This window comes from Sphingomonas immobilis (genome assembly GCF_030580995.1).
Lineage (GTDB): Bacteria > Pseudomonadota > Alphaproteobacteria > Sphingomonadales > Sphingomonadaceae > Sphingomonas > Sphingomonas immobilis.
Map to the genome: position 1 here is coordinate 168098 of NZ_JAUQSZ010000004.1, position 24088 is coordinate 192185.

The following is a 24088-nucleotide window of genomic DNA, read 5'->3' on the forward strand; positions in this document are numbered from 1 at the left end:
CCATATTTCAGGATCAAGGAGAGCGACTATGACCACCGCCAAGGCTTATGCAGCGCAGAGCAAGACCGATGCGCTTGCCCCCTTCACCTTCGAACGCCGCGCGTTGCGCAGCGACGACGTCGCACTCGACATCCTCTACTGCGGCGTCTGCCATTCGGACCTGCACCAGGCGCGCAACGACTGGCACAATTCGATGTACCCCGTGGTGCCGGGGCATGAGATCATCGGCCGCGTCACCGCGATCGGCAGCGACGTGACCGGCATCGCGGTCGGCGATCTCGCCGCGATCGGCTGTATGGTCGACAGCTGCATGGAATGCGGCGAATGTCATGACGATCTCGAACAATATTGCGCCAAGGGCTCGACGCTCACCTACAACGGCAAGGATCGCCGCGACGGATCGCTGACCTTCGGCGGCTATTCGGATCATATCGTCGCGCGCGACCATTTCGTCATCAAGCTGCCCGAGGGCCTCGATCCCGAGCGCGCTGCGCCGCTGCTGTGCGCCGGCATCACCACCTATTCGCCGCTCAAGCGCTGGAACGTCGGGCCGGGCACGCGCGTCGCGGTCGCGGGGCTCGGCGGGCTCGGCCATATGGGCGTGAAGCTCGCGGTCGGCCTCGGCGCGGAGGTGACGGTGCTCACAACCTCGCCGTCGAAGGCGGCAGACGCCACCGCGCTCGGTGCGCATCACGTGCTGATCACCACCGATGCGGATGCGATGAAGGCGGCGACGCGCAGCTTCGACATGGTGCTCGACACGATTCCGGTGGCGCACGACGTCGGCCCCTATCTGCGCCTGCTCGCGCCGCGCGGCGTGCATGTCATCGTCGGGGCGATCGACATGCTGCCGCAGATCCACTCGGGCATGCTGCTCGGCGGGCAGAAGTCGCTCGCCGGATCGGCCATCGGCGGCATCGCCGAGACGGCGGAAATGCTCGCCTTCTGCGCCGAGAAGAACATCCTGCCCGATACCGAGACGATCGCCATCCAGGACATCAATCATGCCTACGAACGGATGGAACGCAGCGACGTGAAGTACCGCTTCGTCATCGACATGGCCTCGCTCAAGGGCGCCGAGGCCTGATACGCGAAGCCGCATTTGTAGCAGGACAGCGGGACCGGGCATGGATATGCAGGCAGTGATGCCGCACGCACATGCCCGTCCCGCCCCGCCGCCGTTCGTCGAGGCCCGATCGCTGCCCGGCGATCCGGTGCTCGACGCGGCGGCGCGCTGCATCGAACGCAAGGGCTTCGACAACACCTCGCTGGAGGAGGTCGCGAGCGAATCCGGCGTGTCGCGCACGACGCTCTACCGGCGCTACGGCAATCGCGAATCGCTGTTCAAGGCGCTGCTGATCGCGCGCGCCGAGCCGTTCCGCGAATGGTCGCGCTGCATCTATCTCGGCCCCGGCAGCGTCGCCGAGCGGATCGAGACGGTGCTTCTCCACGCCATTCTCGAAATGCAGCGCGTCGGCTGGCTCGATCGCACGCTGCACGCCGGCATGTCGGCGGCGGCGATCCGGCTGTTCAAGGCGAGCCACGCGCACGGCGCGGAGACCGCGCTCGCGCCGCTCCTGTCCTCCGTCATGGATGAGCAGGCGGCGAGCGACGCGCGCGTGACCGTCGCCGAACTGATCGACTGGACCGCCGACCAGATGATCGTGCTGGCCAGCGCCGCGCCGTGGGACGAAGAGACGCTGCGCGGGCGGCTCCGCTATTTCGTGATGCCGGTGCTGGTGCCGCGCAGGCGGCCCGCGCCCGACGACAGCCGGCTGGCCGGGATCGAGGCGCGGCTGGATGCGCTGCTCGCGCGCGGCGATAAGGACAAGCCATGACCTATGACCATATTCTCTTCGCGATCGAGGACTCGGTCGCGACGCTGACGATCAACCGCCCGCAGGTGCTCAACGCGCTCTCGCAGCAGAGCCTGGACGAAATGACCGATGCGCTCGATCGCACCCGTGACGAGGGCGCGCGTGTTTTGCTGATCACCGGCGCGGGGCGCGCCTTCTGCTCGGGTGCCGATCTAACGCCCGGCAAGGGCAGCGGCGCGACCCGGCAGGACATGGGCCGGGGGTTGGAAACCGGTTTCAACCCGCTGCTGGAGCGGATCGCGCGGTTGCCGGTGCCGGTCGTCACCGCCGTCAACGGTGCGGCGGCGGGCGGCGGCTGCGGCTATGCGCTGGCGGGCGATATCGTCATCGCCGGCGCGTCCGCCTATTTCCTTCAGCCTTTCGCCAATATCGGGCTGGTGCCCGATGTCGGTGCGACCTGGCTGCTGCCGCGCCTGATCGGCCGCGCGCGCGCCACGCAGATGATGATGCTGGGGGAACGCATCCCCGCCGCCACCGCGCTCGAATGGGGCATGGTCTATCAGGTGGTCGAGGACGCGGTGCTGATGGAGACCGCGCGCGCGATGGCAACGCGGCTGGCGGCGGGGCCGACCATATCCTACGGCCTGATGCGCGAAGGCATCGCGCGGGCGGCGGCGATGACGCTGACCGACACGCTGGCGATGGAGCGCGTGAACCAGCGCACGGCGGGCCGCACTGCCGATCATGCCGAAGGCGTCGCCGCGTTCCTGGAGAAGCGCAAGCCGGTGTTCCAGGGGCGCTGACGCGCTAGACGATGCGCGTGGCGTGGCCCTGCCAGTAGCGGTCGCGGATCACGCGCTTGTAGAGTTTGCCGGTCTCGTGGCGCGGCAGGGCGGGATCGAAATCGATCGAGCGCGGGCATTTGAGGCCGCTCAGCCGCTGCCGGCAATAGCCGATCAGCTCCTCGGCCAGCGCCGGGCCGGCGTCGCTCCAGTCGCGCGGCTGGACGACGGCCTTCACCTCCTCGCCCATCTCATCGTTGGGCACGCCGAACACCGCGACGTCGCCGACCTTGGGATGGACGGCGAGGAGGTTCTCGACCTCCTGCGGGTAGATGTTGACCCCGCCCGAGATGATCATGAAGCTCTTGCGGTCGGTGAGGTAGAGATAGCCGGCGGCGTCGACATAGCCGATGTCGCCGATCGTCGACCAGCCGGGCTGCGTCGGGTGGCGCGATTCGGCGGTCTTTTCGGGATCGTTCCAATATTCGAACGGCTCGCCAGCGCCTTCGAAATAGATCGTGCCGGCGCTTCCGGCGGGCAGCTCGATCCCGTCCTCGCCGCAGATGTGCAGCACGCCGGTGTCGACGCGGCCGACCGAGCCCGGCCGTTCGAGCCATTGCTGCGACGTGGTGGTGGTCGTCCCGTTGCTCTCCGAGCTCGAATAATATTCGTGGATGATCGGGCCAAGCCAGTCGATCATGCCGCGCTTCACCTCGATCGGGCACGGCGCGGCGGCATGCATCACGCAGGTGAGCGACGACAGATCATGCGCGGCGCGCTCCTCCGCGCTCAGCCGCAGCAGGCGCAGGAACATGGTCGGCACCATCTGCGTGCAGGTGACGCGGTAGCGCTCGATGGCGGCGAGCGTACCCTCGGGGGTGAAGTGATCGAGCATCACCACCGTGCCGCCGAGCCGCTGCACCGCGGTTGAAAAGGCCAGCGGCGCGGCGTGGTAGAAGGGCGCGGGAGACAGATAGACAGTGGCGGCGGTGCCGCCGTAGAGCCGCTGCATGCGTTCGGCGATCGGGTTCGGGCCGATCGCGGGCCCGCCTTCGAGCGCGACGCGAATGCCCTTGGGCCGCCCGGTCGTGCCGGAGGAATAGCACATATAGCGCCCGGCGGTCTCATCGGCGATCGGCGACGCGGGATACGGCGCGATCGCCGCCGACCAGCTATCCGCGCCCGCCACCGGCGTGTCGGCCCACAGCACTGTCGCGAGCGCGGGGCAGTCGGCGCGCGGCCCCTCCATGAACGCCGCGATCGCGCCGATCGCATCGCTGGTCAGCAGCAGCTTCGCACCGCAATCGGCGACGATATAGGCCGCCTCGTCGGCGGTCAGCCGCGTCGAGACGGGGGTGATGTACAGCCCCGCGCGCTGCGCCGCCCAGAAGATCTCGAAATAGCGTAGCGTATTGGGCAGCCACGCGGCGACCGTATCGCCGGGAACGATACCCAGTTTTCGGAACAGATGCGCCGCGCGGTTCGCCGTGGCCTCGAGCTGCGCATAGGTCAGCGTCTCGCCGGTTTCCGCGAGGATCGCGGCAGGCTTGTCGGGATGCGCTGCGGCGTGGAGTCGTGGGTGCATGATCGATCCTTCGGGAACGCCCGGCATACGATCGGCACGCCGCGGCGCAAGGCAGAGGGCGCGGCGCGGTCAGCTGTCGACCGTGCCGCGGCCGCCGCCGACGGGGATCGTGACGCCCGACAGCCACGCGCCCGCGCGCGACGACAGGAAGATCACCGCGCCCGCGATGTCCTCGGTCGTGCCGGTGCGCAGGCCGAGCGGCGAGGCGATGTTCGCCATCTCCTCGGGGTTGTCGAAGTCCGCGATCGTCGCGGTCATCTTCGAGGGGAAGAAGCCCGGTGCGATGGTGTTGACGCTGATATGCTCGCCCGCGAGGAACTTGCCGAGATGGCGGCCCATGTGGATGAGGCCCGCCTTGGTCGCCGAATAGGGATAGCTCTCCCACACCGGCACTTTCAGCCCGTCGATCGAGGCGATGTTGATGACGCGCGCCGGATCCTCGATGCTGGCACCCTTGCGCAACGCGGGCAGCAGCGCGCGCGTCAGGTCGAACGGCGCGAGCAGGTTGAGCTTGAGCACCTTGTCGAAGCCGTCGCGCGGAAATTCGTCGATCGGCGCGCCCCAGGTGGTGCCGGCATTGTTGACGAGGATGTTGAGCGGCCCGGCGGCGTTGACCTGTTCCGCCACGGTGGCGATGCCCTCCGCCGTGCCGAGATCGGCGGCGATCGCGACGACCTCTCCGAACGCCGACAGCGTGTCCGCCGCCGCCTGGATACCGGCCGGCTTGCGCGAGACGATGAACACCTTGCACCCGGCCCGCGCCAGCCCCTCCGCGATCATGTAACCGATCCCGCCGGAGCCTCCGGTCACCAATGCGGTTTTTCCGGTCACGTCGAACAACCTGTCGATATCCATAGCGTCGCCTCTTCCGATCACGTTCGTTCGCCAACAACCCGACATCGCTAGCTAGGTCAACCTTCCAACAACTATCGACACCCAATACACCACAAGATACCGAGCTTACTTAGTATACTTTCTCCGTAAATGCTGCTTGACTTAATTTCCGAAGCGGCCCTATCCTTTCGGTCGCACCGTGCGAACACGGGCGAGAATATGCGGGCCTGCAAAAGGCGCGTACCATTGGGGAGGGGATCAGATGAAGGGCATTCGCCGCTTTTCGTATTACTTTGGTGCGCTTTGCTGCGGTACCGCGCTGACTGGCGTCGCTTCGGCGAATGACTTGCCGCAATCGCCGCCGCCGCCTTCACCAACGCCGGTCGCTGCCGCACAACCCGTGGAAGGCGGCATCGACGACATCATCGTGACCGCGCGCAAACGCGCCGAGTCGCTGCAGCGCGTCCCTGTCGCGATCACCGCCGCATCGGGCGAGCAGCTTGCGCAGGCCGGCGTCACCAGCCTGGCCGATATCGGCCGCGCGGTGCCGGGGCTGAAGCCGCAGCCGCACCCGTCCGCCGCCTCGATCGTGCAGTTCAACCTGCGCGGCCAGGGTGCCAGCGACGTGCTGCTGACGGTCGACCAGGCGGTCGGCATCTATCTCGACGGCGTCTATGTCGCGCGTGCGCGCGGCTTGAACGGGGCGTTCTTCGACGTCGAGCGGCTCGAAGTGCTGAAGGGACCGCAGGGCACACTCTACGGCCGCAACACGACGGGCGGCGCGGTCAACATCCTGACCAAGAATGCCGACTTCAACGGCATCCACGGCTTCGTCGGCATGGATGCCGGGCAATATAACCTCATTGCCGGGCGCGCGGCGGTCAACATCCCGCTGATCAACGACGTGCTCGCGGTGCGCATCGCCGCGCAGAAGACCTATCGCGAGGGCTTCGGCCGCTCCGCGATCACCAACCAGGATCTCGGGCAGGACCGCAACCAGTTCATCGGACGCGCCTCGTTCCTGTTCACCCCCAGCGACAAGTTCACCGCTACGCTGAAGGCGGAATATTATCAGTCGCGCGAGAATGGCACGCTCAATACGCCGATCTATTTCATACCGTCGGGCACGCTGGCGATCGAGGCTGCGGTGGAGCGCGGCGGCGGACCTTTCCTCGGCGTCGCGTCATTCGCCAACCCGACGTTCCTTGCCGCCTACAACGCCGCGCAGGCCGATCTCGCGCGGATGACCGCGCTTGGCCGCGCCGATCCCTATACGACCTTCACCGATTACCGGCAGGACGATTTCAATACGGTCAAGACCATCGGCCTGACGATGCGCTACGAGCTGACCGACAATTTCGCGATCAAATCGGTGACGGGCTATCGCACCTTCTTCACCGATCAGCATTTCGATCTCGACGGCACCTATTACGACGGCCTCGAAGTGGGTCTGGGCTCGGGCGGCATCCCGATCGCTTCGGGCAAGCCCGGCGGGCTGGTCAACAATTTCCCGATCGCCAACCCGCATGAACAGACCGACGATTTCTTCTCGCAGGAACTCAACTTCGAGATCACCGGCGTCGACGACCGGCTCAACCTGCTGCTGGGCGGCTTCTACAGCAACGAGAAGGGTCGCGACCTGCAGGTCGCGCGCGCCTTCCCGGCGCTGACCGGCATCATCTTCTTCAACGACGGCTATGAGGTGATCAACAAGAGTTGGTCGGTGTTCGCGCAGGGCGACTTCAAGATCACCGACACGGTTTCGATCACCGGCGGCGTGCGCTACACCGAAGAGCAGAAGGCGCTGGTCTCGCGGCTCGCCAACTACGTGCCCGCAACCGGCAACTACATCTGCGGCACCGGCGTCACCGGGCCCGGCGGGGCGGCGCTGGTCACCACCAATACCGCCAATTGCCAGAGCACGAACGCGCGCGAGTTCACCGGCGTAACCTATCTCGCCAGCATCAACTGGCAGGTCACGCCCGACATCCTCGCCTATGCCAAGACGGCGCGCGGCTTCCGTGGCGGCGCGTTCCAGCTCCGCTCGCCGACGATCGCACCGGCGGGGCCGGAAACCGCGACCGATTACGAAGTGGGCATCAAATCCGATCTGTTCGGCCGCCACGTCCGCTTCAACGCGGCGGCGTACATGACCAAATACAACAACAAACAGGAATCGATCATCGTCACCACGCCGTCCGGCGCGCTGGCGACGGTGATCCAGAACGCCGCCAATGCGACGCTGAAGGGTTTCGAGGCCGAGCTGACGGTGCGGCCCACCACCGGGCTGACGATCGGCGGCAACCTGACGTACATCGAGGGCAAGTACGACAGCTTCCCCGGCGCGCTGCCGATCCAGGGCGGCGCGGCGGTGGATGCGACGGGCGAGCGCTTCTCGCTGCCGCCGTGGAGCTATGCGATCAACGCGCGCTACGAATTCCCGGTCGGGCCAGGCGTGGTCGGGATCGAGGGCGACTGGGCGTTCACCGCGGGCGCGCGCCCGCCGGCGCGCCTCGTCAACCCGAACCTGCCGGCGTCGGTGGTCGATGCCACGGTCGCGAACGTCAACGGCGGCTCCTACGCCAACGGGCGGGCGGCGCTGGGGCTGCTCAACGCCCGCATCAACTACAACATCAAGGACGTCGGGCTCGACGTGGCATTCTTCGTCACCAATTTGCTTGATAAGAAGTATTATTATTCAGGCATCGATCCCAGCTCAAGCGGCATGTTCGTCGGCATCGCCGGCGCGCCGCGGATGTGGGGCTTCACGCTGACCAAGAAGTTCGGCGGCGAATAACCCGCCTGCCGGAACGCCTCACCAGCCGGGCCGCGCCACCGCGCGGCCCGGCTTTTTCATGCGCGCGTATCGCCACGCCCGATCCCCGCCGCTCATAAAAAAGGGGGCGCCCGAAGGCACCCCCTGTCGAACGATATATCCGCGGCGCGGACTATTGCCCGAAGCGGAAGGTGATCGTCCCGCCGTAGGTGGCAGGCTCGCGCGGCACGCCCGAGACGTAGCCGATGCCGCCCACGTAGAGCGCCTGCACGATCGCGCGGTTGTCGGTGAGGTTGCGCCCGTAGACGGCGAACTCGAGCTTGTCGTCCATGATCGAGATCGACGCGCGTGCGCTGAGCACGCCCTGCGCAGGAGAGGTCGTCGCATCGACGACGTTCTGCGCGATGGTGCGGCCGGGGGTATTCGGATCGATCGTCACGCCCTGCGGATCGCCGAGGAACGGCGTGTAGGGCTGAAGATTGATCTTCGAGTTCCAGCTATAGTCAGCGCGCAGGTTGAGCTTGCCGAAATCGAACGTGTGCGCGTAGGCCCCCGACACCGAGAAGCTCCATTCCGGCACACCCTCCACCCGCTCGGTCAGACGGCTGCCCGTCAGGTTGGTGCGGCTGGGAAGCTCCTGAAAGCCGGTATATTTCGCGTTGGTGTAGGTGCCGGTGCCGCCTAGCTGGAAACCGCCCGGCAACTGCGCGGTGACTTCGCCTTCGAAACCGAAGATGCGGATGCCGCCGGCATTGCTCAGCACCGTCTGGGTGGTGCCGTTGGGAAGGCCGATCAGCGTCGTGCGCTGAATATCGTACACGTTCGAATAATAGCCCGCGAGATTGACGCGCAGGTGCCGTTCGAACAGCTCGCTCTTGATGCCGGCTTCATGGGCGTAGGCGATTTCGGGCCGGAACGGGATCGCCGTCGTCACCGAATTGGCGCGCAGATTCTGCCCGCCAGACCGGAAGCCGCGGCTGGTCTTGAGGTAGACCAGCACGTCGTCGGTCAGCTTGTAGTCCAGGCTGGCGAGGTACGCGACACCTTCGAAGGCGTTGCGCACCGGCAGCGCGCACTGGGTCGCGACCGTCGCCGTCGGGATCTGGCAGGCGAAGACGCCCGTCGTGCGGTTGAAGGTCTGATTGCGCGTCGTCAGACCCTTGTCGTCGACCGAATAGCGCAGGCCGCCGGTGAAGGTCAGCCGGTCGGTCATGTGCCACGACGCCTGGCCGTACATGCCCATGCTGTCGTTATCGAGCTGGCCGCTGAACAGCGTGGTGGCGGCGTTGAACGACGGCAGCGTGATCGACGACGAGGTGTCGAAGCCCGATTCGTGGAAATAGAACAGGCCGCCGGCGAAATCGACGGCATTGTCGAACATCTTTCCGGTCGCCTGCAACTCGCCCGAATATTGCGTCAGGTTCTGGTCCCCGGTGGTGGTATGGATCGGCGCGACCGAACCGTCGAGATCGAGCCGTGACGTCGTCTTGACGTTGCGCCATCCGCCGATGAACTTGATGTTCCCGAAGAACGTATCGAAGTTGATCGTGCCGTTATAAGTCTGCGTCTCGACGAAGGTTCGCGGCGAGGCGTCGGGCAGGTTGATGTTGCCCGCAACGCCGTGCGACAATTCGGTGCTGTTCGGGTTCAGGCCGACATAGTAAGAGCGCAGATTGCCGCCCGCCTGCGTCGCGCCGGAAGACCCGATCGCCGGATAGCTGAACGGGCTGATGCCGGCCGGGACGGTGGCGCCTGCCCCGGTGAGCGTGGCCGCGGCGGCCACGCCCGCCGCCTGCAGAGAGGCATCGCCAGCGGCCGAAGGCGGGGTTAGGCCGCTCGGGATGAGATACAGCAGCTGGCGGCCGGATGCGTGGGTTTCCTGTTTGAAATACTCGCCCGAGAACAGGAAGCTCAAATTGTCGGTCGCGCGGTACAGCAGCTTGCCGCGCGCGGCCCAGTTGTTGCGATCGTTATATTTGTCGCCGGTAATGCGATCGACCATCCAGCCGTCGCGCAGGTTGCGCTGCACGGCCGCGCGGATCGCGAGCTTGTCGGCGATCAGCGGGATGTTGATGACGCCGGTCGCGACCCGCTCGTTGAAGCGGCCGTACGTTCCCTGCACGCTGCCCGAAATGCCGTTGAAATCGGGATCGTTGGTTTCGAACAGCATTGCGCCGCCCGTCGTGTTCCGCCCGAACAAGGTGCCCTGCGGGCCCTTCAGCACCTGGACGCTGCGCAGATCGAGCAGATCCTGGTTGAGGCCGTAAGCGCGCGACCAGTAGACGCCATCGACATACGTGCCGACGGACGGATCGAGCGTGGCAAGAATGTCAGTCTGCACCTGTCCGCGCAGTGTGATCGAAATGCCGCTCGGGTTGGACGGCGATTCGCGAACGGTGAGGCTGGGCGTGGTACGTGCGACGTCGGAAACCTTGGTGGCCCCCTGTTGCGTCAGCGTGGCGCCGGAATAGGCGGTGATCGCGACCGGCACGTCCTGCAGGTTCTCGGCGATTTTGCGGGCGGTGACGACGATGTCTTCCAGCGTCTGTTCCTGCGCCGGCGCGTCCTGCGGTGCTGCGGCCGACTGCGCGGTGGCGGCAGTCGATATCAGACCCGCGGCGAGCGCGCCGAGCGAAACCATGATCTTGTGGAGCGGCGCACGGCGCACAGCCGTACCACACGCAAAACGCGCGTTCACTTTCATCTGGCAATCCTCCCATTGAACAGAGACCTCTTTCGGGCCTACTCGCGTTCGTAACCAAGCAGGTACCTAGTTGCAAGTTACCATGACAATGCTGTCATCTTTTGCCTCTTCGACTGTGATAGTTTTGCATCATAACAAGGCGCAGCAGGCAAATACTATGCTAGCTTTTAATAAGCACGCTAACCTTAATCACCCTGATTACGTGCAGATACTCCACGCAATATTACGTTTTCGGCTTGATCCAACATCGCCCGCGGCATCTTTTCGACGCACGAAATCGCCAAGAAACCAACATGACATACTGTTCATGATGTCATCTAATTAATGACAAATATGCATCACAGACGAGACATCCACCCTGAGTTTTGGCGTCGGCGCTTGACACCTTGTCCAACAGGAACCTAATCAGCCCCGCGTCCGCAGCAACGACGGACGAACAGCTTGGCCCGTGCCGGTTACGCCGCCGCGGTGCAGGGAGAGGACGGTCATGAAGCGGTTTTACGGAATTGTCGGATATACTGCACTGCTGTGCTGCGGCACCGCGCTCTCGGGTGCCGCGTCCGCGCAAGGCACCGACGATCAGGCGCAGCCCGCCGCCGCCCCGGCGACCACCGACATGATCGGCGACATCGTTGTTACTGCACGTCGCCGCGAGGAGAGCCTGCAGAGCGTCCCGCTCGCGATCACCGCCTTCTCCGACGACAAGCTCAAGCAGCAGGCGATCTTCAGCTCGAACGATCTCGACAAGGCTGTCCCCGGCCTCACCGTCGCCTCCAGCTCGGGCAGCCCGGGCCTGCCGACCTTCGCGATCCGCGGCCGCGGCACGAACTACGGTGCGGCGGCGGGCGCGGTCGAAACCTATTTCGCCGACGTGCCGCTGAGCGCGCCGTTCCAGGCGCCGACGCTCTATCCGCAGTTCTTCGATCTCCAGTCGTTCCAGGTGCTCAAGGGGCCGCAGGGCACGTTGTTCGGCCGCTCGACGACGGGTGGCGCGGTCGTCATCGTGCCGCGCGCGCCGGACGACACTTTCGGCGGCTACGTCCGCCTGCAGGGCGGCACCTACGGCGATTTCCAGGCGGAAGGCGCGATCAACATCCCGCTCGCTGGTGACAAGGCTGCGCTGCGCATCGCCGGTTTCGTATGGCAGCGCGACGGCTACAGCCACAGCTTCGCCGGCACCAGAGAAACGCTGACCGGCCAGACTCTGCCCGCGCAGGATTTCAACAACCGCGATCAGCAGATGATTCGTGCTACCCTGCTGCTCAAGCCGAGTGACACTTTCACGAACTCGACGGTGCTGACCTATCAGCGTGTCGCGGATCAGGCGAGTGCGGGTGCGGGCCGCCTGCTCGCGCCGACCGCGACCGGCTTCGGCACCGTTCCCGACACCGGCTTCGGCACGCAATATTCGGTGTCGGACGTACGCTTCAACAACCAGCCGCGCACCGCCTTCGCCGCGATCAACACCTCGACGCTCACGCTCAGCGACGCGCTGACGATCAAGAACATCGCCGGCTACATCACCGCCAAGGGATCGCCGTCGCAGGGCACCAACGCCGACGGCAACGGCAGCGCCACCATCTCGCTACCGAGCCTGCCGTACGTCGGCACCAATCACCAGTTCACCGACGAACTGCAGCTACAGGGCAGCCTGTTCGACAGCCGCCTGAACTTCATCGTCGGCGGCCTCGCAGACATCACCCGCGAACCGCGTGGCACCGGATCCATCCCGATCGCGTCGGGCACGATCCAGACGCCGGTCTGCACCACGCCAACCACCTGCACCGTCGCGGTCAGCTCGCGCTTTGCCGGCACCGATATCGACTCGTTCGGCCTGTTCGCGTCGGGCACGTTCGAGGTCACGCCGAAGCTGAGCGTCACCGCCGCATTCCGGCATAGCTGGGATCATGTCAGCAGCCTGAGCGGCAGCGCCAGCCAGACTATCGCACAGGCGCCGGGCGCGCAGGTGCCGTCGGTTCCGCAGACGCTGACGCTCAACGAGACCGATTTCCAGGGCAACACCTATAATTTCGGCATCGACTATCACGTCAATTCGGACACCCTGGTCTATGGCGGCTATCGTCGCGGCTACAAGCGCGGCGGATTCAACGATTCCGCCGTGGCCCCGCTGCCCAAGAGCTTCGGGCCGGAAGGCGTCGACGATTTCTTCGGCGGCCTGAAGACCACCTTCAACATCGGCGGCGCGCGGACGCGCTTCAACGTCGAGGGATATTACGACAAATATCAGGGCCAGCAGGTCAGTTTCCTCGGCCTCGCGCTCGTGTCGGGCGTGCCCAACCTCGTCACCGTGACGACCAACGTCGACAAGACGACCTATGCAGGTTTCGAATTCGATCTGCAGTCCGACGTTACCAAATGGCTCACGCTCGAAGGCAATTACGCCTATACCGACGCCAACAACGACAAATGGACCGATACGTCAGTGCCGGGCCTGACGCAGAGCCTGGCCGACAACCCGGTCCCCTATGTATCGAAGAACAAGTTCAGCCTGACCGCCCGCCTGCACGGCGAGTTGCCGGACGGCAAGGGCGAGCTCGTGTTCGCGCCGACCGTCACCTATCAGGATTCGTTCAACACCTATGTCAGCTCGGTGACGCTGCCCTATGCGACGCAGGCGACGCTGGGCCTGCTGTTCACCGGCGGGGCGGTGCCGCTGCTCAACATCAACGGGCTGGCGGCGGGTGCGAACCTGGTGCCGTCGCGCACGCTGGTCGATCTGCGCGTCGAGTGGAACCACGTTCTCGGCTCGCGCTTCGACATTGCGGCGAACGCGACCAACCTGACCAACAAGACCTATTACACCGGCACCAGCGCGACGGTGATCTTCGGCGTCGAAAGCTATGCCTATGGGCCGCCGCGGATGTTTACGTTCGATATCAAGACGAAGTTCTGACCGGCCAGACCCGGGGGGGGGCGGGGCGCCGGGGGCAGCAATGCCCCCGGCGTTCGCCGTTTCAGGTGCCGCCGCTCACCGGGAAATCCTGGCCGGTGATCCAGCGCGCGCCGGGCCCGGCGAGGAAGGCGACCGTCGCGGCGATATCCTCGGGCTCGCCGACGCGGCCGAGCGGGATCGCGCGCGCGATCTTCTCGATCCGATCGGGCGGCATGTTGTCGCGGATGAGGTCGGTCATCACCATGCTGGGCGACACCGAATTGACGGTGATCTGCCGCCGTGCGAGCTCCGCCGCCCAGATGCGCGTGAACGCCTCCACCGCCGCCTTGGTGCCGGCATAGACCGACAGGCCGGACATGCGCGCGCGCGTCACCATGCTGCTCATGTTGATGATCGCGCCACCGTCGCGCAGCAGCGGCGAGGCGGCCTGCGTCACGAAGAACAGCCCGCGCGTGTTGAGCGCGAAGAGATCGTCATAGATTTCCGGCGTAGACGTCTCCAGCGTCGGCTGCCCGTTCGACCCGCGCCCGGCATTGTTGACGAGGATGTCGAACGCCGGCGTCCGCGCGGCGACAACCTCGAACATCGCGGCGATCGAGGCGAGATCGGCGACGTCGCCCATCACCGTCCATGCCTTGCCGCCGTCCGCGACGATCTCGGCGGCGAGCGCTTCCGCGCCTTCCTTCGCGCGCGAATAGTTCAGGATCACCTCGGCCCCGTCCGCCGCGAGCCGGCGCGCGATGGCGTGGCCGATGCCCCGGCCCGCCCCCGTTACCAGCGCGATCTTATCTTCCAGTGGTCGCATACCCATCTCTCTCCTGCCCGAAGGTTTCATTTCGCCACTTGTGTGACCCACTTGTATGGCTAGGTGAGACAGCTATTCCGAATCGACCCCGCGCGCCAGCGCGGCACATCTGTGGAGACGACTATATGGCCGAAGCGTACATCATCGATGCCGTCCGCACCCCGCGCGGCGTGGGCAAGGCTGGAAAAGGCGCGCTCGCGCACATGCACCCGCAGCACCTCGCCGCGACGGTGCTGAAGGCGATCGCCGAACGCAACAAGCTCGACACCGCCGATATCGATGACGTGATCTGGTCGACCTCGACCCAGAAGGGCAAGCAGGGCGGCGACATGGCGCGCATGGCCCTGCTCGACGCGGGCTTCGACCCGAAGGTGAGCGGCACCACGCTCGATCGCTTCTGCGGCGGCGGCATCTCCTCGGTCAGCTTCGCAGCCGGGCAGATCATGTCGGGGCTGGAGGATCTGGTGATCGCCGGCGGCACCGAGATGATGTCGCTCACCGCGACGATGGCGGCCGAGGAAGCCGCGGCGGGCCTCAAGCCGCTCGGCATGGGATCGGGCAACGAACGCCTGCAGGAAGCCTATCCGCAATCGCACCAGGGCGTATGCGGCGACGCCATCGCCTCGATGGAAGGCATCACGCGCGAGGCTCTCGACGCGCTCGGCCTCGAAAGCCAGCGCCGCGCCGCCGTCGCCATCGCCGAGGGGCGTTTCGACAAGAGCCTGGTGCCGGTCTATGACGATACCGGCGCGCTGGTGCTCGACAAGGAGGAATTCCCCCGCCCGCAGACCACGGCGGAGGGTCTCGCATCGCTGAAGCCGTCGTTCGAGGCGATCGGATCGATGCCGCTCGACGAGAAGGGCACGACCTTCAACGGACTGATCAACAAGAAATATCCCGACATCGAGATCAAGCATTTCCACCATGCCGGCAACAGCTCGGGCGTGGTCGACGGCGCTGCCGCCGTGCTGCTCGCATCGAAGGAATATGCCGATGCGCACGGGCTGAAGCCGCGCGCGCGCGTCGTCGTCGCGGTCAATGTCGGTGACGATCCCACGCTGATGCTCAACGCCCCCGTCCCCGCCGCCAAGAAGGCGCTCGCCCGCGCCGGCCTGACGGTCGACGACATCGACCTGTGGGAAATCAACGAGGCGTTCGCCGTCGTCGCCGAGAAGTTCATCCGCGACCTCAAGCTCGATCGCGAGAAGGTCAACGTCAACGGCGGATCGATCGCCCTCGGTCATCCGATCGGCGCGACCGGCGCGGTGCTGATCGGCACCGTGCTCGACGAGCTCGAGCGCCGCGACCTCAAGCGCGGCCTCGTCACGATGTGCGCGGCGGGCGGCATGGCCCCGGCGATCATCATCGAGCGCGTATAGTCGCATGTCGGCGATCAGGGTTGGCGCGGCTTTGGTCCACGCCATCCTCGAGCAGGATTCGATGGCTTACCCGCTCGAATATTTTTTCGAAGGATGGGACGCCGCCCTGATCGCCGGCCACCGCGCGCTCCTCGTCCCGGATCATATCGATCCGGAGGCACGTGCGGCGCTTTTCTCGCACCATGCGTGGTTGGTCGAGATCGGCCCCTACAAGGTGCTGATCGACCCATGCGTGGGCAATGGCCGCGACCGTGCAGCCATACCGGGCTATCACCAGCTCGATACGCCGTGGCTCGACCGGTTGAGCGCAACCGGCGTGACGCCCGACGACATCGATTTCGTGCTCTGCACACACCTCCACGCCGACCATTGCGGCTGGAACACGCGCGCCGTCGACGGCCGCTTCGTGCCGACCTTTCCCAACGCGCGCTATATCTTCAGCCGGGCGGAGCGCGATTTCTGGGCGCGCGAACTGACCGGCGACCTGCCGGCGGAGGTCGCCTATAATCGCGGCGTCTATACCGACAGCGTGCTGCCGGTGATCGAGGCCGGGCTCGCCTGGGTGGTCGAGGGACGCGAGACCTTCGCCGATGCCTTCACCCTGATGCCGGCACCCGGCCATACGATCGGGCAGATCGCCGTGAGGCTCGACGCCGGCGGCGACGGCGCGCTGTTTATCGGCGACGTCGTCCACTCGCCAATCCAGATCCTCGATCCAGACATCAACACCGCAGGCAATCACGATCCGGTTGCGGCGGTGGCGTCGCGCCGCGCGCTGCTGCAGCTTGCGGCCGATCGGAACCTGGTGGTCGCGCCGGGCCATTTCCGCGGCGCCAAGGCTTGTCGTGTGCAGGCGTCGGGCGCAGGCTATGCCATTACCTGGTGCGATGGCAGCACCGCTTCCGCCTGAGGAGATTCTGTTGGCCGATTCCGTCCCCCTCGCCGCGGCATTGAGCCTCGCGCACGGCCCGGCGATGCCGAACCGCTTCATGCTCGCGCCGTTGACCAACACGCAGAGCAACCCCGACGGGACGCTGGGCGAGGACGAATATACCTGGCTGACGATGCGCGCGCAGGGCGGCTTCGGCCTGACCATGACCTGCGCCGCACACGTCCAGCAGGATGGACAGGGCTTTCCCGGCCAGCTCGGCATCTGGTCCGACAAGCATCTCGCCGGGCTCACCCGGCTGGCGGCGGGGATCAACGCGGCGGGCGCACCGTCGGCGGTGCAGCTCCAGCATTCCGGCCGCCGGGCGCGCAGCGACCTGACCGGCCTGCCCGCGGTCTGCCCATGGGACGATGCCGAAACCGGCGCGCGGGCGCTGTCGACCGGCGAGGTCGAACAGGTGATCGAGGACTTCATCCTGGCGGCGCTGCGCGCCGAGACGGCGGGCTTCAACGGCGTCGAGCTGCACGGTGCGCACGGCTATCTCCTCGGCCAGTTCCTCGATGCCGACAACAACCACCGCGACGATCGCTACGGCGGCAGCTTCGAGAATCGCACGCGCGTATTGCTGGAGGTCATCGCCGGCATCCGCGACCGCGCGGGCGCGGATTTCCAGCTCGGCCTGCGGCTGTCGCCCGAACGGTTCGGCATCACCATCGCCGAGGCGCGTGCGCTGGCGGAACAGGTGATGCTGTCGGGGCGGATCGACTATCTCGATATGTCGCTGTGGGACGTGTTCAAGCCGCCGATCGAGTTCGCCGAGGCGGGAAAGCCGCTGATCGACTATTTCACCGATCTGCCGCGCGGGACGACGCGGCTCGGCGTCGCGGGCAAGATCATGGATGCGGCGCGCGCGCAACGCTGCCTCGATCACGGCGCGGATTACGTGCTGATCGGGCGCGGCGCGATCGTCCACCACGACTTTCCCGCGCGCGCCATCGCCGATCCCGGCTTCCGCGCGACGCCGCTGCCGGTGTCGCGCGCCTATCTTGCCGGCGAGGGCGTCGGGCCTGCCTTCGTCGATTATGTCGCGAGCGGGATGCGCGGCATCGTCGCGGAGGACGCCGCCGCCTGACGTTAGCAAGGCAGTTGACACTGATGTGTCAAGTTGGCATGAACGTGTCATGTCCGAAACCGCGCGCCACCTGATTCAGTTTCTCGACGAGATCGCGCGGGCGCGCGGGCGCATGGCGGTCGCCTTTCGCGATATCCGCGCGATGCACGGGCTGACCGAAGTGGAGAACGTCGTGCTGACCGCCGTTACCGGCGCGCGCCAGCTGCCGACGGTGCCGCAGATCGGCAGGAGCCTCGATCATCCCCGGCAGGTGATCCAGCGCGCCGCCGATGCGCTGGTCGCGCGCGGCCTGATCGAATGGCACGACAACCCCGATCACAAGCGCGCGCGCCTGCTCGCCCCGACCGAGGAGGGCACGCGGCTGCGGCACCTCGCCGATCTCGCCGGCATCGCGCGCGCCGAACAGCTCGCCGAGGGTATCGATGCCGATATGCTGGCGACGGTGGTCGCCGGCCTGCGCACCGTCCGCGCGGCGATCCAGCAGAATGTCCGTGCGATCGGCGAAACCGCCGACGCCGACGAACAGGAGGATGCATGAGCGAGACCGAAGGGCTTTACGACGTCGCGCGGCTGACCGCGTGGCTTGACGACACCATCCCCGAGCTCGGCGACGGCCCGCTCGCGGTGAAGAAGATCCACGGCGGCACCAGCAACGTCATCCTGTCGCTCAACCGCGGCGGCGAGACGATGGTGCTGCGCCGCCCGCCCGCCGTGCCGCCGCCGGGCAGCGAAAAGACCGTGCTGCGCGAGGCGCGCATCCTGACCGCGCTCAACGGCACGCCGGTGCCGCACCCCGTCTGCCGGGGGAGCTGCGCCGATGCCGGCGTGATCGGCGCGCCGTTCTACGTGATGGAACTGGTCGAGGGCTGGGCCGCTACGATCATCGACGAGCACATCTATCACAAGGCCCCGTTCGACAAGGCGCCGTTCGAATATGGCGTCGCCTACGCGATGGTCGACGGCCTCGTCGCGCTCGCCAATGTCGATTACAAGGCGGTCGGTCTCGAAGGCTTCGGCAAGCCCGACAATTACCTGGAACGCCAGGTCGATCGCTGGGAAGGCCAGCTCCTCAGCTACAAGGAGCTCTACGATTATCCCGGCCGTCACCTGCCGGGCTACGAGCTGACGCGCGACTGGTTGCGGAACAACATCCCCAAGACGTTCAAGGCCGGGATCATCCACGGCGACGTCGGCACGCCCAACGCGCTGTTCGCCGACGGGCCGCCGTGCCGGTTGAACGCGCTGATCGACTGGGAGCTGTCGACGATCGGCGATCCGCTGCTCGATCTCGCCAGCTTCACCAATGCGATGCGCGACGAGACGGCACCCGACGTGCTGCCCTCGAAGCGGCTCTACAACAGCGAGAACTGGCCGACGCGGCAGGAAATGGCGCGTTACTACGCATCGGGCACCGGCCGCGACATGGCCGACTTCGATTATTACGCGATCCTCGCGATGTTCAAGGGCGGCTGCATCCTCGAATATAAGGTCGCGCAGTCGGCGCAGGGCACGCTGTCGAAGGAAACCGGCGTGTTCTTCTCGCGCCTCGTGCTCGAAAGCTTCGCCAATGCCGAGGCGCTGATCCGCCGCATCGGCTGACCCCCAAAAGATATCAGGAGAGACCCAATGGATTTCACCGTCGAACCCGAATTTCAGGCCAAGCTCGCCTGGATGCGCGATTTCGTGAAGAACGAATGCGAGCCGATCGACCTGCTCTTCCCGCATCACGGCGACCCGTACGACACGAAGAACGCCACCGCGCGCGCCGTCATCGCGCCGCTGCAGGAGCAGGTGAAGGCGCAGGGGCTGTGGGCCTGCCACCTCGATCCGCATCTCGGCGGCAAGGGCTATGGCCAGATGAAGCTCGCGTACATGAACGAGATCATCGGCCGGTCCTATTGGGCGCCGACCATCTTCGGCACCGCCGCGCCCGATACCGGCAATGCCGAGATCCTCGCGATGTTCGGCACGCCCGATCAGAAGGCGCGCTATCTCCAGCCCTTGCTCGACGGCGATATCGTCTCGACCTTTTCGATGACCGAGCCGCAGGCCGGTGCCGACCCCAAGGAATTCGTCTGCAAGGCGACGCGCGAGGGCGACGAATGGGTGCTCGACGGCTATAAATGGTTCTCGTCGAACGCCCGCTACGCCAGCTTCCTGATCGTGATGGCCGTCACCGACCCCGACGCGCCGCCGCACAGCCGCATGTCGATGCTGGTCGTGCCCGCCGAGACGCCGGGGATCGAGATCGTCCGCAACGTCGGCGTGATCGGCGACGATCTCGACAACGAGAGCCAGGGCATCCACGGCTACATGCACTACAACAAGGTGCGCGTGCCGCTCGATGCGATGCTCGGGGGTCCGGGAGAGGGCTTCAAGGTCGCGCAGGCGCGGTTGGGCGGCGGGCGCGTGCATCATGCGATGCGCACCGTCGGCCGCTGCCAGCGCGCGTTCGAGATGATGCAGGAGCGTGTCGTCTCGCGCCGCACCGCCGGCAAGCTGCTCGCCGATCACCAGTTCGTCCAGGGCATGATCGCCGACACCGCGATCGAGATCGAGCAGTTCCGCCTGCTCGTGCTCAAGACCGCGTGGGTGATCGACAACGAGCCGCACGGTGCCGCGCGCACGCTGATCGCGATGTGCAAGGTGCAGATGGCGAAAATCTATCACGACGTGGTGCAGCGCGCGATCCAGATCCACGGCAGCTACGGCGTCACCAACGAGACGGTGCTGGCGGCGATGTGGATGGGCCTGCCCAGCCTCGCGCTCGCCGACGGGCCGACCGAGGTCCACAAGGTGCAGGTCGCCAAGGCGTTCACCCGCAACGCCAAGCCGTCCGAGGGCCTGTTCCCGAGCGAGCATATCCCGACGCGCCTTGCCGCCGCGCGCGAGAAATATGCCGACATCCTGAGCAAGGCCCCCGCGCTGGAAGCGGCCGAGTAATGAACGGCCTCGCCGGCCGGGTCGCCATCGTCTCCGGCTCGGGCAACGGCATTGGCCGCGCGGCGGCGCTGAAGCTCGCCTCGGCCGGGGCGGCGGTGGTGATCAACGATCTCGATCCGGCGGCCGCGCAGGCGGTCGCCGACGAGATCGTCGCAGGCGGCGGCCGGGCGCTGGCCTGTGCGGGCAATGTCGTCGAACCGGGTTTCGCCGAACGCTTCGTGGCGGCGGCGATCGACGGGCTGGGCGGGCTCGACATCATCGTCAACAACGCCGGCTATGCCCGCCACGGCATGGTGCAAAACACGCCCGACGAACTGTTCGACGCGATGATCGACGTGCATCTGACCGCGCCGTTCCGACTGCTGCGCGCCGCCGCGCCGTTCATTCGATCGGCCGCGAAGCGCGAAGCGGCGGCAGGCGGCGGGCATCACCGCAAGGTCGTCAACGTCTCCTCGGGCTCGATCCGCGGTGCGATCGGCCATTCGGGCTATGCCGCCGGCAAGATGGGGCTGGTCGGCCTCACCAATGTCATCGCCAGCGAGTGGGGCCCGTCGCGCGTCAACGTCAACGCGGTCGCCTTCGGGCTGATCCGCACGCGCATGAACGCGCCGCTCGCCGAGGGCGAGACGCGCAACGAGACGGTGCTGGGCGCCCCCGTGGTGATGGGCATGACGCCCGAACGCTTCGCCGACGTCGAATCGCGCAATCACTTCGGTCGCGCCGGCACGCCCGAGGAAGCGGCAGGCGCGATCTATCTGTTCTGCACCCCGGAATCGGATTTCATCACCGGCCAGCTGATCTACGTCAGCGGCTGACACATAAGAGGAGGAAGAGGATGCACCCGCTATTCGATCTGACGGGCAAGGTCGCGCTCGTCACGGGCGGCAGCCGCGGGCTCGGGCTGGAGATGGTGCGCGCCTTCGCCAGCCACGGTGCCGACGTCATCATCGCCAGCCGCAAGATCGAGAATTGCGAGGCCGCCGCCGAGGAGGTGCGCGCGCTCGGCCGCAGGGCGCTGGCGATCGGCGCGCATGTCGGCAAATGGGACGAGATCGACCGGCTGATCGACACCGCCTATGCCGAGTTCGGCCGGATCGACATCCTCGTCAACAATGCCGGGATGAGCCCGCGGATGCCGAGCCACGACGTGACCGAGCAATTGTTCGACAGCGTCTTCAACCTCAACTTCAAGGGCCCTTTCCGGCTCGCCAGCCGCATCGCGCAGCGGATGCGCGACGGCGACGGCGGCGCGATCATCAACGTGTCCTCGACCGGCGGGGTGATGCCGCTGCCCGAGATCGTGCCGTACGGATCGTCCAAGGCGGCGCTCAACGCGATGACCTTGTCCTTCGCGCACGAATATGGGCCGAAGGTGCGCGTCAACACGCTGTCGGCTGGCCCCTTCCTCACCGATATCGCCAAGGCCTGGACGCCCGAGGCGCGCGAGACAGCGCGCAACGCGCTCGGACGCCCCGGCCAGCCGCCCGAGATCGTCACGTCGGCGCTGTTCCTCGCCAGCCCGGCGTCGAGCTACGTCACCGGCACGCTGCTGCGCTGCGACGGCGGGACGTGGTGAGGTGAGCGACCTCACCGGGCAGCGGATCGCCGTCACCGGCGGGGCGAGCGGCATGGGTGCGGCGCTGCTCGCGCCGCTCGCCGCCGCCGGCGCGCGCGTCGTCTCGCTCGACCGCAGCGAGGCGGCGGGGCGGGCCGCGGCGGAGGCGGCGGGCATCGCCGGGTTCGTCGCCTGCGACGTGTCGGACAAGGGCTCGGTCGATGCGGCGTTCGCGGAAAGTGCCGCGCTGCTCGGCGGGCTCGACACGTTGGTCCACGCCGCCGGCATCGCGCCCGCTTCTCCGGCCGAGGACATCACGGTCGAGGCCTGGGATCAGATCTTCGCCGTCAACGCGCGCGGCACGTTGCTGACCAACCAGGCGGCGTTCCGGCTGATCCGCGACGGCAATGGCGGCGCGGGCGGGCGCATCCTCAACTTCGCCTCAGGCGCGGGCGTGTCGGGCCTGCCCAACAAGGCGCATTATTCGGCCACGAAGGGCGCTGTCGTCGCCTGGTCGCGCACCGCCGCCAAGGAATGGGGCAAGCACAACGTCACGGTCAACATGATCGCCCCGGCGATCGCCACGCCGATGTACGCCAAGACGCGCTCCGAAATGTCGCCGCAGGCGCTCGCCGCGCTCGACGCCCGGCTGGCGACGGACATGCCGATCGACGGGCGGCTCGGCGACCCGGAGCGCGATTTCGTGCCGCTGATGCTGTTCCTCTGCTCGCCCGGCGCGCGCTTCCTGACCGGACAGATCTACGCGATCGACGGCGGCCTGCTGATGGTGCGCTGAAGCGTCAATAGTCGCGCCCCGCGTAACGGTGCGGCTCGCCGACGGATTCCTCGTCACCGAGGAACTGCGCCCAGACGCCGCCGGGCCGCCACACCGAGTCGAGCCGGGCCTGCTCCCGCGCGTCGGCCATACCTTGCACCTCCCGGAAATAGCGGGTGACGAACGCCGTCACGCGCGCGTTGACGATGCAATGGACGTGGAGCGGCCGGTCGCCGGCCTCGGCCAGTACCGCGCAGAACTTCGCGAAGTCGGCTTCGGTCGGCGCGTCGAAATCGACCGGGATATGGTGATAGGCCATGCCAAGCGCCGTCACCGCAGCGCGTTCGTCGGGCAGCGCGCGTGGATGCTCGTGCAGCGCGAGGTTGACGACATGCTCGACGCCGAGCGCGCGGATCGCGGCGAGCTGCGCCTCGTCGGGCTGGCCCGATGTCGTCAGCCGCGCATCGATGCGCCGCCAGTTGGTAATCGCGACCGGATCGTCCATGCCGGGCCCTCCCCTTCAGATCAGGCGGAGCTGCTCCGCGCGCGCCAGGCCGCCGCCGCCGCGCATCACCGCCAGCGCCTCGCGCGCGACGGTATAGACCGCGTGCCGCCCGCCACCACGGTTGACGTGATCCTTGATCCAGCCGGCATAATGCCGCTCGACGAGGCCCGCGCGGACGAGATCGGAAACGGCGCGGCTGACGTTGGTCTTGCCGACCGCCAGTGCGCGCTCATGCACCGCCGCCTCGACCTCGGCATCGCTGGCGGACGCATCCTCCGCCGCGCTCTCGATCGCTTCGCGCAGGCGCACGCGCAGCTTGCCGCGCCGCCCGTCGCGGGCGGAGACCGGCATGAGCTGCTCGGTCAGCCAGTCGCGGATCGGCACCGCAGCGCCTTCGCGGCGGATGAAGGGCCCCGCCTCGCCGCGCGCATCGGCCGCTTCGCTCAGCAGGTTGAGCACGAGGAAGGCGTAGCGCGGCCGCGCGGACTGCGCCGACAGCCGGTGCAGGATCGCGCCGACGCTCGCGGGCGACGCCTCGTGTGTGTTGGGGCGAACCGTGTCCATGCCGGGAACAAAGCACAATCGGATGCCGGTGTGAATCCCGGAAATGCGCGAGTCGCGCGCTTTGTCACGCATGACACTTTGCCCTTCCGCGCCGGCAAAGTGTCACTCGTGACAATGCAGGATCGGGGT

The 24088-nt window shown here is 66.7% G+C and carries 20 protein-coding genes; 14 read left to right on the plus strand and 6 right to left on the minus strand.

The annotated features are described in order from the left end of the window. Positions 1 to 28 precede the first annotated feature (28 nt). Genes Q5H94_RS07790 through Q5H94_RS07800 form a run of 3 tightly spaced genes read left to right on the plus strand, consistent with a single transcriptional unit; the run spans position 29 to position 2620 of the window. Entirely contained in the window at positions 29 to 1087 is a 1059-nt protein-coding gene (locus tag Q5H94_RS07790; RefSeq protein WP_304560691.1) for an NAD(P)-dependent alcohol dehydrogenase, read from the plus strand. 40 nt (positions 1088 to 1127) lie between these two features. Further along, a complete protein-coding gene (locus tag Q5H94_RS07795; RefSeq protein WP_304560692.1) occupies positions 1128 to 1838 on the plus strand; it encodes a TetR/AcrR family transcriptional regulator in 711 nt (236 codons plus the stop codon). Then, a complete protein-coding gene (locus Q5H94_RS07800) occupies positions 1835 to 2620 on the plus strand; it encodes an enoyl-CoA hydratase-related protein (RefSeq protein ID WP_304560693.1) in 786 nt (261 codons plus the stop codon). The genes Q5H94_RS07795 and Q5H94_RS07800 overlap by 4 nt, the downstream gene beginning before the upstream one ends. Positions 2621 to 2624: 4 nt before the next feature. Here the strand turns inward: Q5H94_RS07800 and Q5H94_RS07805 are convergent, their stop codons facing one another. Both Q5H94_RS07805 and Q5H94_RS07810 read right to left on the minus strand, forming a co-directional pair. Next, on the minus strand, positions 2625 to 4184 hold the full coding sequence (locus tag Q5H94_RS07805) for an acyl-CoA synthetase (protein WP_304560694.1): 1560 nt from the start codon (positions 4182 to 4184) through the stop codon (positions 2625 to 2627). Positions 4185 to 4253: 69 nt separating this feature from the next. Continuing rightward, the gene (locus Q5H94_RS07810) at positions 4254 to 5039 is read right to left on the minus strand and encodes an SDR family NAD(P)-dependent oxidoreductase (protein WP_304560695.1); all 786 of its coding nucleotides are present in this window, start codon (positions 5037 to 5039) and stop codon (positions 4254 to 4256) included. A 406-nt stretch (positions 5040 to 5445) separates the two neighbouring features. On the opposite strand from Q5H94_RS07810, the gene Q5H94_RS07815 reads away from it, so the two are divergent. Next, entirely contained in the window at positions 5446 to 7815 is a 2370-nt protein-coding gene (locus Q5H94_RS07815; RefSeq protein ID WP_304560696.1) for a TonB-dependent receptor, read from the plus strand. 151 nt (positions 7816 to 7966) lie between these two features. Here Q5H94_RS07815 and Q5H94_RS07820 read toward each other — a convergent pair whose 3' ends face one another. Further along, positions 7967 to 10498: a TonB-dependent receptor gene (locus Q5H94_RS07820; protein WP_304560697.1), complete on the minus strand. Its 2532-nt coding sequence runs from the start codon at positions 10496 to 10498 to the stop codon at positions 7967 to 7969. Between the two features lie 487 nt (positions 10499 to 10985). Between Q5H94_RS07820 and Q5H94_RS07825 the strand changes: the two genes are divergently transcribed. Then, entirely contained in the window at positions 10986 to 13412 is a 2427-nt protein-coding gene (locus Q5H94_RS07825; RefSeq protein WP_304560698.1) for a TonB-dependent receptor, read from the plus strand. A 61-nt stretch (positions 13413 to 13473) separates the two neighbouring features. On the opposite strand, the gene Q5H94_RS07830 is transcribed toward Q5H94_RS07825, so the two are convergent. After that, complete coding sequence (locus tag Q5H94_RS07830) at positions 13474 to 14217, minus strand: glucose 1-dehydrogenase (RefSeq protein ID WP_304560699.1); 744 nt, start codon at positions 14215 to 14217, stop codon at positions 13474 to 13476. Positions 14218 to 14342: 125 nt separating this feature from the next. On the opposite strand from Q5H94_RS07830, the gene Q5H94_RS07835 reads away from it, so the two are divergent. The 9 genes from Q5H94_RS07835 to Q5H94_RS07875 are packed head-to-tail and all read left to right on the plus strand — an operon-like array spanning position 14343 to position 22911. Beyond that, positions 14343 to 15596, plus strand: coding sequence for an acetyl-CoA C-acetyltransferase (locus tag Q5H94_RS07835; RefSeq protein WP_304560700.1), 1254 nt, complete (start codon positions 14343 to 14345; stop codon positions 15594 to 15596). A 4-nt stretch (positions 15597 to 15600) separates the two neighbouring features. Continuing rightward, on the plus strand, positions 15601 to 16506 hold the full coding sequence (locus Q5H94_RS07840) for an MBL fold metallo-hydrolase (RefSeq protein WP_304560701.1): 906 nt from the start codon (positions 15601 to 15603) through the stop codon (positions 16504 to 16506). Positions 16507 to 16516: 10 nt separating this feature from the next. Then, positions 16517 to 17617 (plus strand): NADH:flavin oxidoreductase, encoded by a 1101-nt coding sequence (locus Q5H94_RS07845; protein WP_304560702.1) that lies wholly within the window; start codon positions 16517 to 16519, stop codon positions 17615 to 17617. A 49-nt stretch (positions 17618 to 17666) separates the two neighbouring features. Continuing rightward, on the plus strand, positions 17667 to 18155 hold the full coding sequence (locus tag Q5H94_RS07850; RefSeq protein WP_304560703.1) for a MarR family winged helix-turn-helix transcriptional regulator: 489 nt from the start codon (positions 17667 to 17669) through the stop codon (positions 18153 to 18155). Beyond that, positions 18152 to 19216 carry a phosphotransferase family protein gene (locus Q5H94_RS07855; protein WP_304560704.1) on the plus strand — a complete coding sequence of 355 codons (1065 nt, stop codon included), beginning with the start codon at positions 18152 to 18154 and terminating at the stop codon, positions 19214 to 19216. Before Q5H94_RS07850 ends, Q5H94_RS07855 begins: the two co-directional genes overlap by 4 nt. Before the next feature lie 27 nt (positions 19217 to 19243). Then, complete coding sequence (locus tag Q5H94_RS07860) at positions 19244 to 20560, plus strand: acyl-CoA dehydrogenase family protein (protein ID WP_304560705.1); 1317 nt, start codon at positions 19244 to 19246, stop codon at positions 20558 to 20560. Then, positions 20560 to 21375, plus strand: coding sequence for an SDR family NAD(P)-dependent oxidoreductase (locus tag Q5H94_RS07865; RefSeq protein WP_304560706.1), 816 nt, complete (start codon positions 20560 to 20562; stop codon positions 21373 to 21375). The genes Q5H94_RS07860 and Q5H94_RS07865 overlap by 1 nt, the downstream gene beginning before the upstream one ends. A 20-nt stretch (positions 21376 to 21395) precedes the next feature. Next, positions 21396 to 22136, plus strand: a complete 741-nt coding sequence (locus Q5H94_RS07870) for an SDR family NAD(P)-dependent oxidoreductase (protein WP_304560707.1) — start codon at positions 21396 to 21398, stop codon at positions 22134 to 22136. A 1-nt stretch (position 22137) separates the two neighbouring features. Continuing rightward, positions 22138 to 22911 carry an SDR family NAD(P)-dependent oxidoreductase gene (locus tag Q5H94_RS07875; protein WP_304560708.1) on the plus strand — a complete coding sequence of 258 codons (774 nt, stop codon included), beginning with the start codon at positions 22138 to 22140 and terminating at the stop codon, positions 22909 to 22911. Positions 22912 to 22915: 4 nt separating this feature from the next. On the opposite strand, the gene Q5H94_RS07880 is transcribed toward Q5H94_RS07875, so the two are convergent. Both Q5H94_RS07880 and Q5H94_RS07885 read right to left on the minus strand, forming a co-directional pair. After that, a complete protein-coding gene (locus tag Q5H94_RS07880) occupies positions 22916 to 23395 on the minus strand; it encodes a protein tyrosine phosphatase family protein (RefSeq protein ID WP_304560709.1) in 480 nt (159 codons plus the stop codon). 15 nt (positions 23396 to 23410) lie between these two features. Continuing rightward, positions 23411 to 24031, minus strand: coding sequence for a hypothetical protein (locus Q5H94_RS07885; RefSeq protein WP_304560710.1), 621 nt, complete (start codon positions 24029 to 24031; stop codon positions 23411 to 23413). Positions 24032 to 24088 lie beyond the last annotated feature (57 nt).

Excerpts from the sequence above, each read along its gene's own strand:
- Q5H94_RS07790 (WP_304560691.1), top strand. The coding sequence starts at position 29 with ATGACCACCGCCAAGGCTTATGCAGCGCAGAGCAAGACCGATGCGCTT.
- Q5H94_RS07795 (WP_304560692.1), top strand. The coding sequence starts at position 1,128 with ATGGATATGCAGGCAGTGATGCCGCACGCACATGCCCGTCCCGCCCCG.
- Q5H94_RS07800 (WP_304560693.1), top strand. The coding sequence starts at position 1,835 with ATGACCTATGACCATATTCTCTTCGCGATCGAGGACTCGGTCGCGACG.
- Q5H94_RS07805 (WP_304560694.1), bottom strand. The coding sequence starts at position 4,184 with ATGCACCCACGACTCCACGCCGCAGCGCATCCCGACAAGCCTGCCGCG.
- Q5H94_RS07810 (WP_304560695.1), bottom strand. The coding sequence starts at position 5,039 with ATGGATATCGACAGGTTGTTCGACGTGACCGGAAAAACCGCATTGGTG.
- Q5H94_RS07820 (WP_304560697.1), bottom strand. The coding sequence starts at position 10,498 with ATGAAAGTGAACGCGCGTTTTGCGTGTGGTACGGCTGTGCGCCGTGCG.
- Q5H94_RS07825 (WP_304560698.1), top strand. The coding sequence starts at position 10,986 with ATGAAGCGGTTTTACGGAATTGTCGGATATACTGCACTGCTGTGCTGC.
- Q5H94_RS07830 (WP_304560699.1), bottom strand. The coding sequence starts at position 14,217 with ATGCGACCACTGGAAGATAAGATCGCGCTGGTAACGGGGGCGGGCCGG.
- Q5H94_RS07835 (WP_304560700.1), top strand. The coding sequence starts at position 14,343 with ATGGCCGAAGCGTACATCATCGATGCCGTCCGCACCCCGCGCGGCGTG.
- Q5H94_RS07840 (WP_304560701.1), top strand. The coding sequence starts at position 15,601 with ATGTCGGCGATCAGGGTTGGCGCGGCTTTGGTCCACGCCATCCTCGAG.
- Q5H94_RS07850 (WP_304560703.1), top strand. The coding sequence starts at position 17,667 with ATGTCCGAAACCGCGCGCCACCTGATTCAGTTTCTCGACGAGATCGCG.
- Q5H94_RS07855 (WP_304560704.1), top strand. The coding sequence starts at position 18,152 with ATGAGCGAGACCGAAGGGCTTTACGACGTCGCGCGGCTGACCGCGTGG.
- Q5H94_RS07860 (WP_304560705.1), top strand. The coding sequence starts at position 19,244 with ATGGATTTCACCGTCGAACCCGAATTTCAGGCCAAGCTCGCCTGGATG.
- Q5H94_RS07865 (WP_304560706.1), top strand. The coding sequence starts at position 20,560 with ATGAACGGCCTCGCCGGCCGGGTCGCCATCGTCTCCGGCTCGGGCAAC.
- Q5H94_RS07870 (WP_304560707.1), top strand. The coding sequence starts at position 21,396 with ATGCACCCGCTATTCGATCTGACGGGCAAGGTCGCGCTCGTCACGGGC.
- Q5H94_RS07880 (WP_304560709.1), bottom strand. The coding sequence starts at position 23,395 with ATGGACGATCCGGTCGCGATTACCAACTGGCGGCGCATCGATGCGCGG.
- Q5H94_RS07885 (WP_304560710.1), bottom strand. The coding sequence starts at position 24,031 with ATGCGTGACAAAGCGCGCGACTCGCGCATTTCCGGGATTCACACCGGC.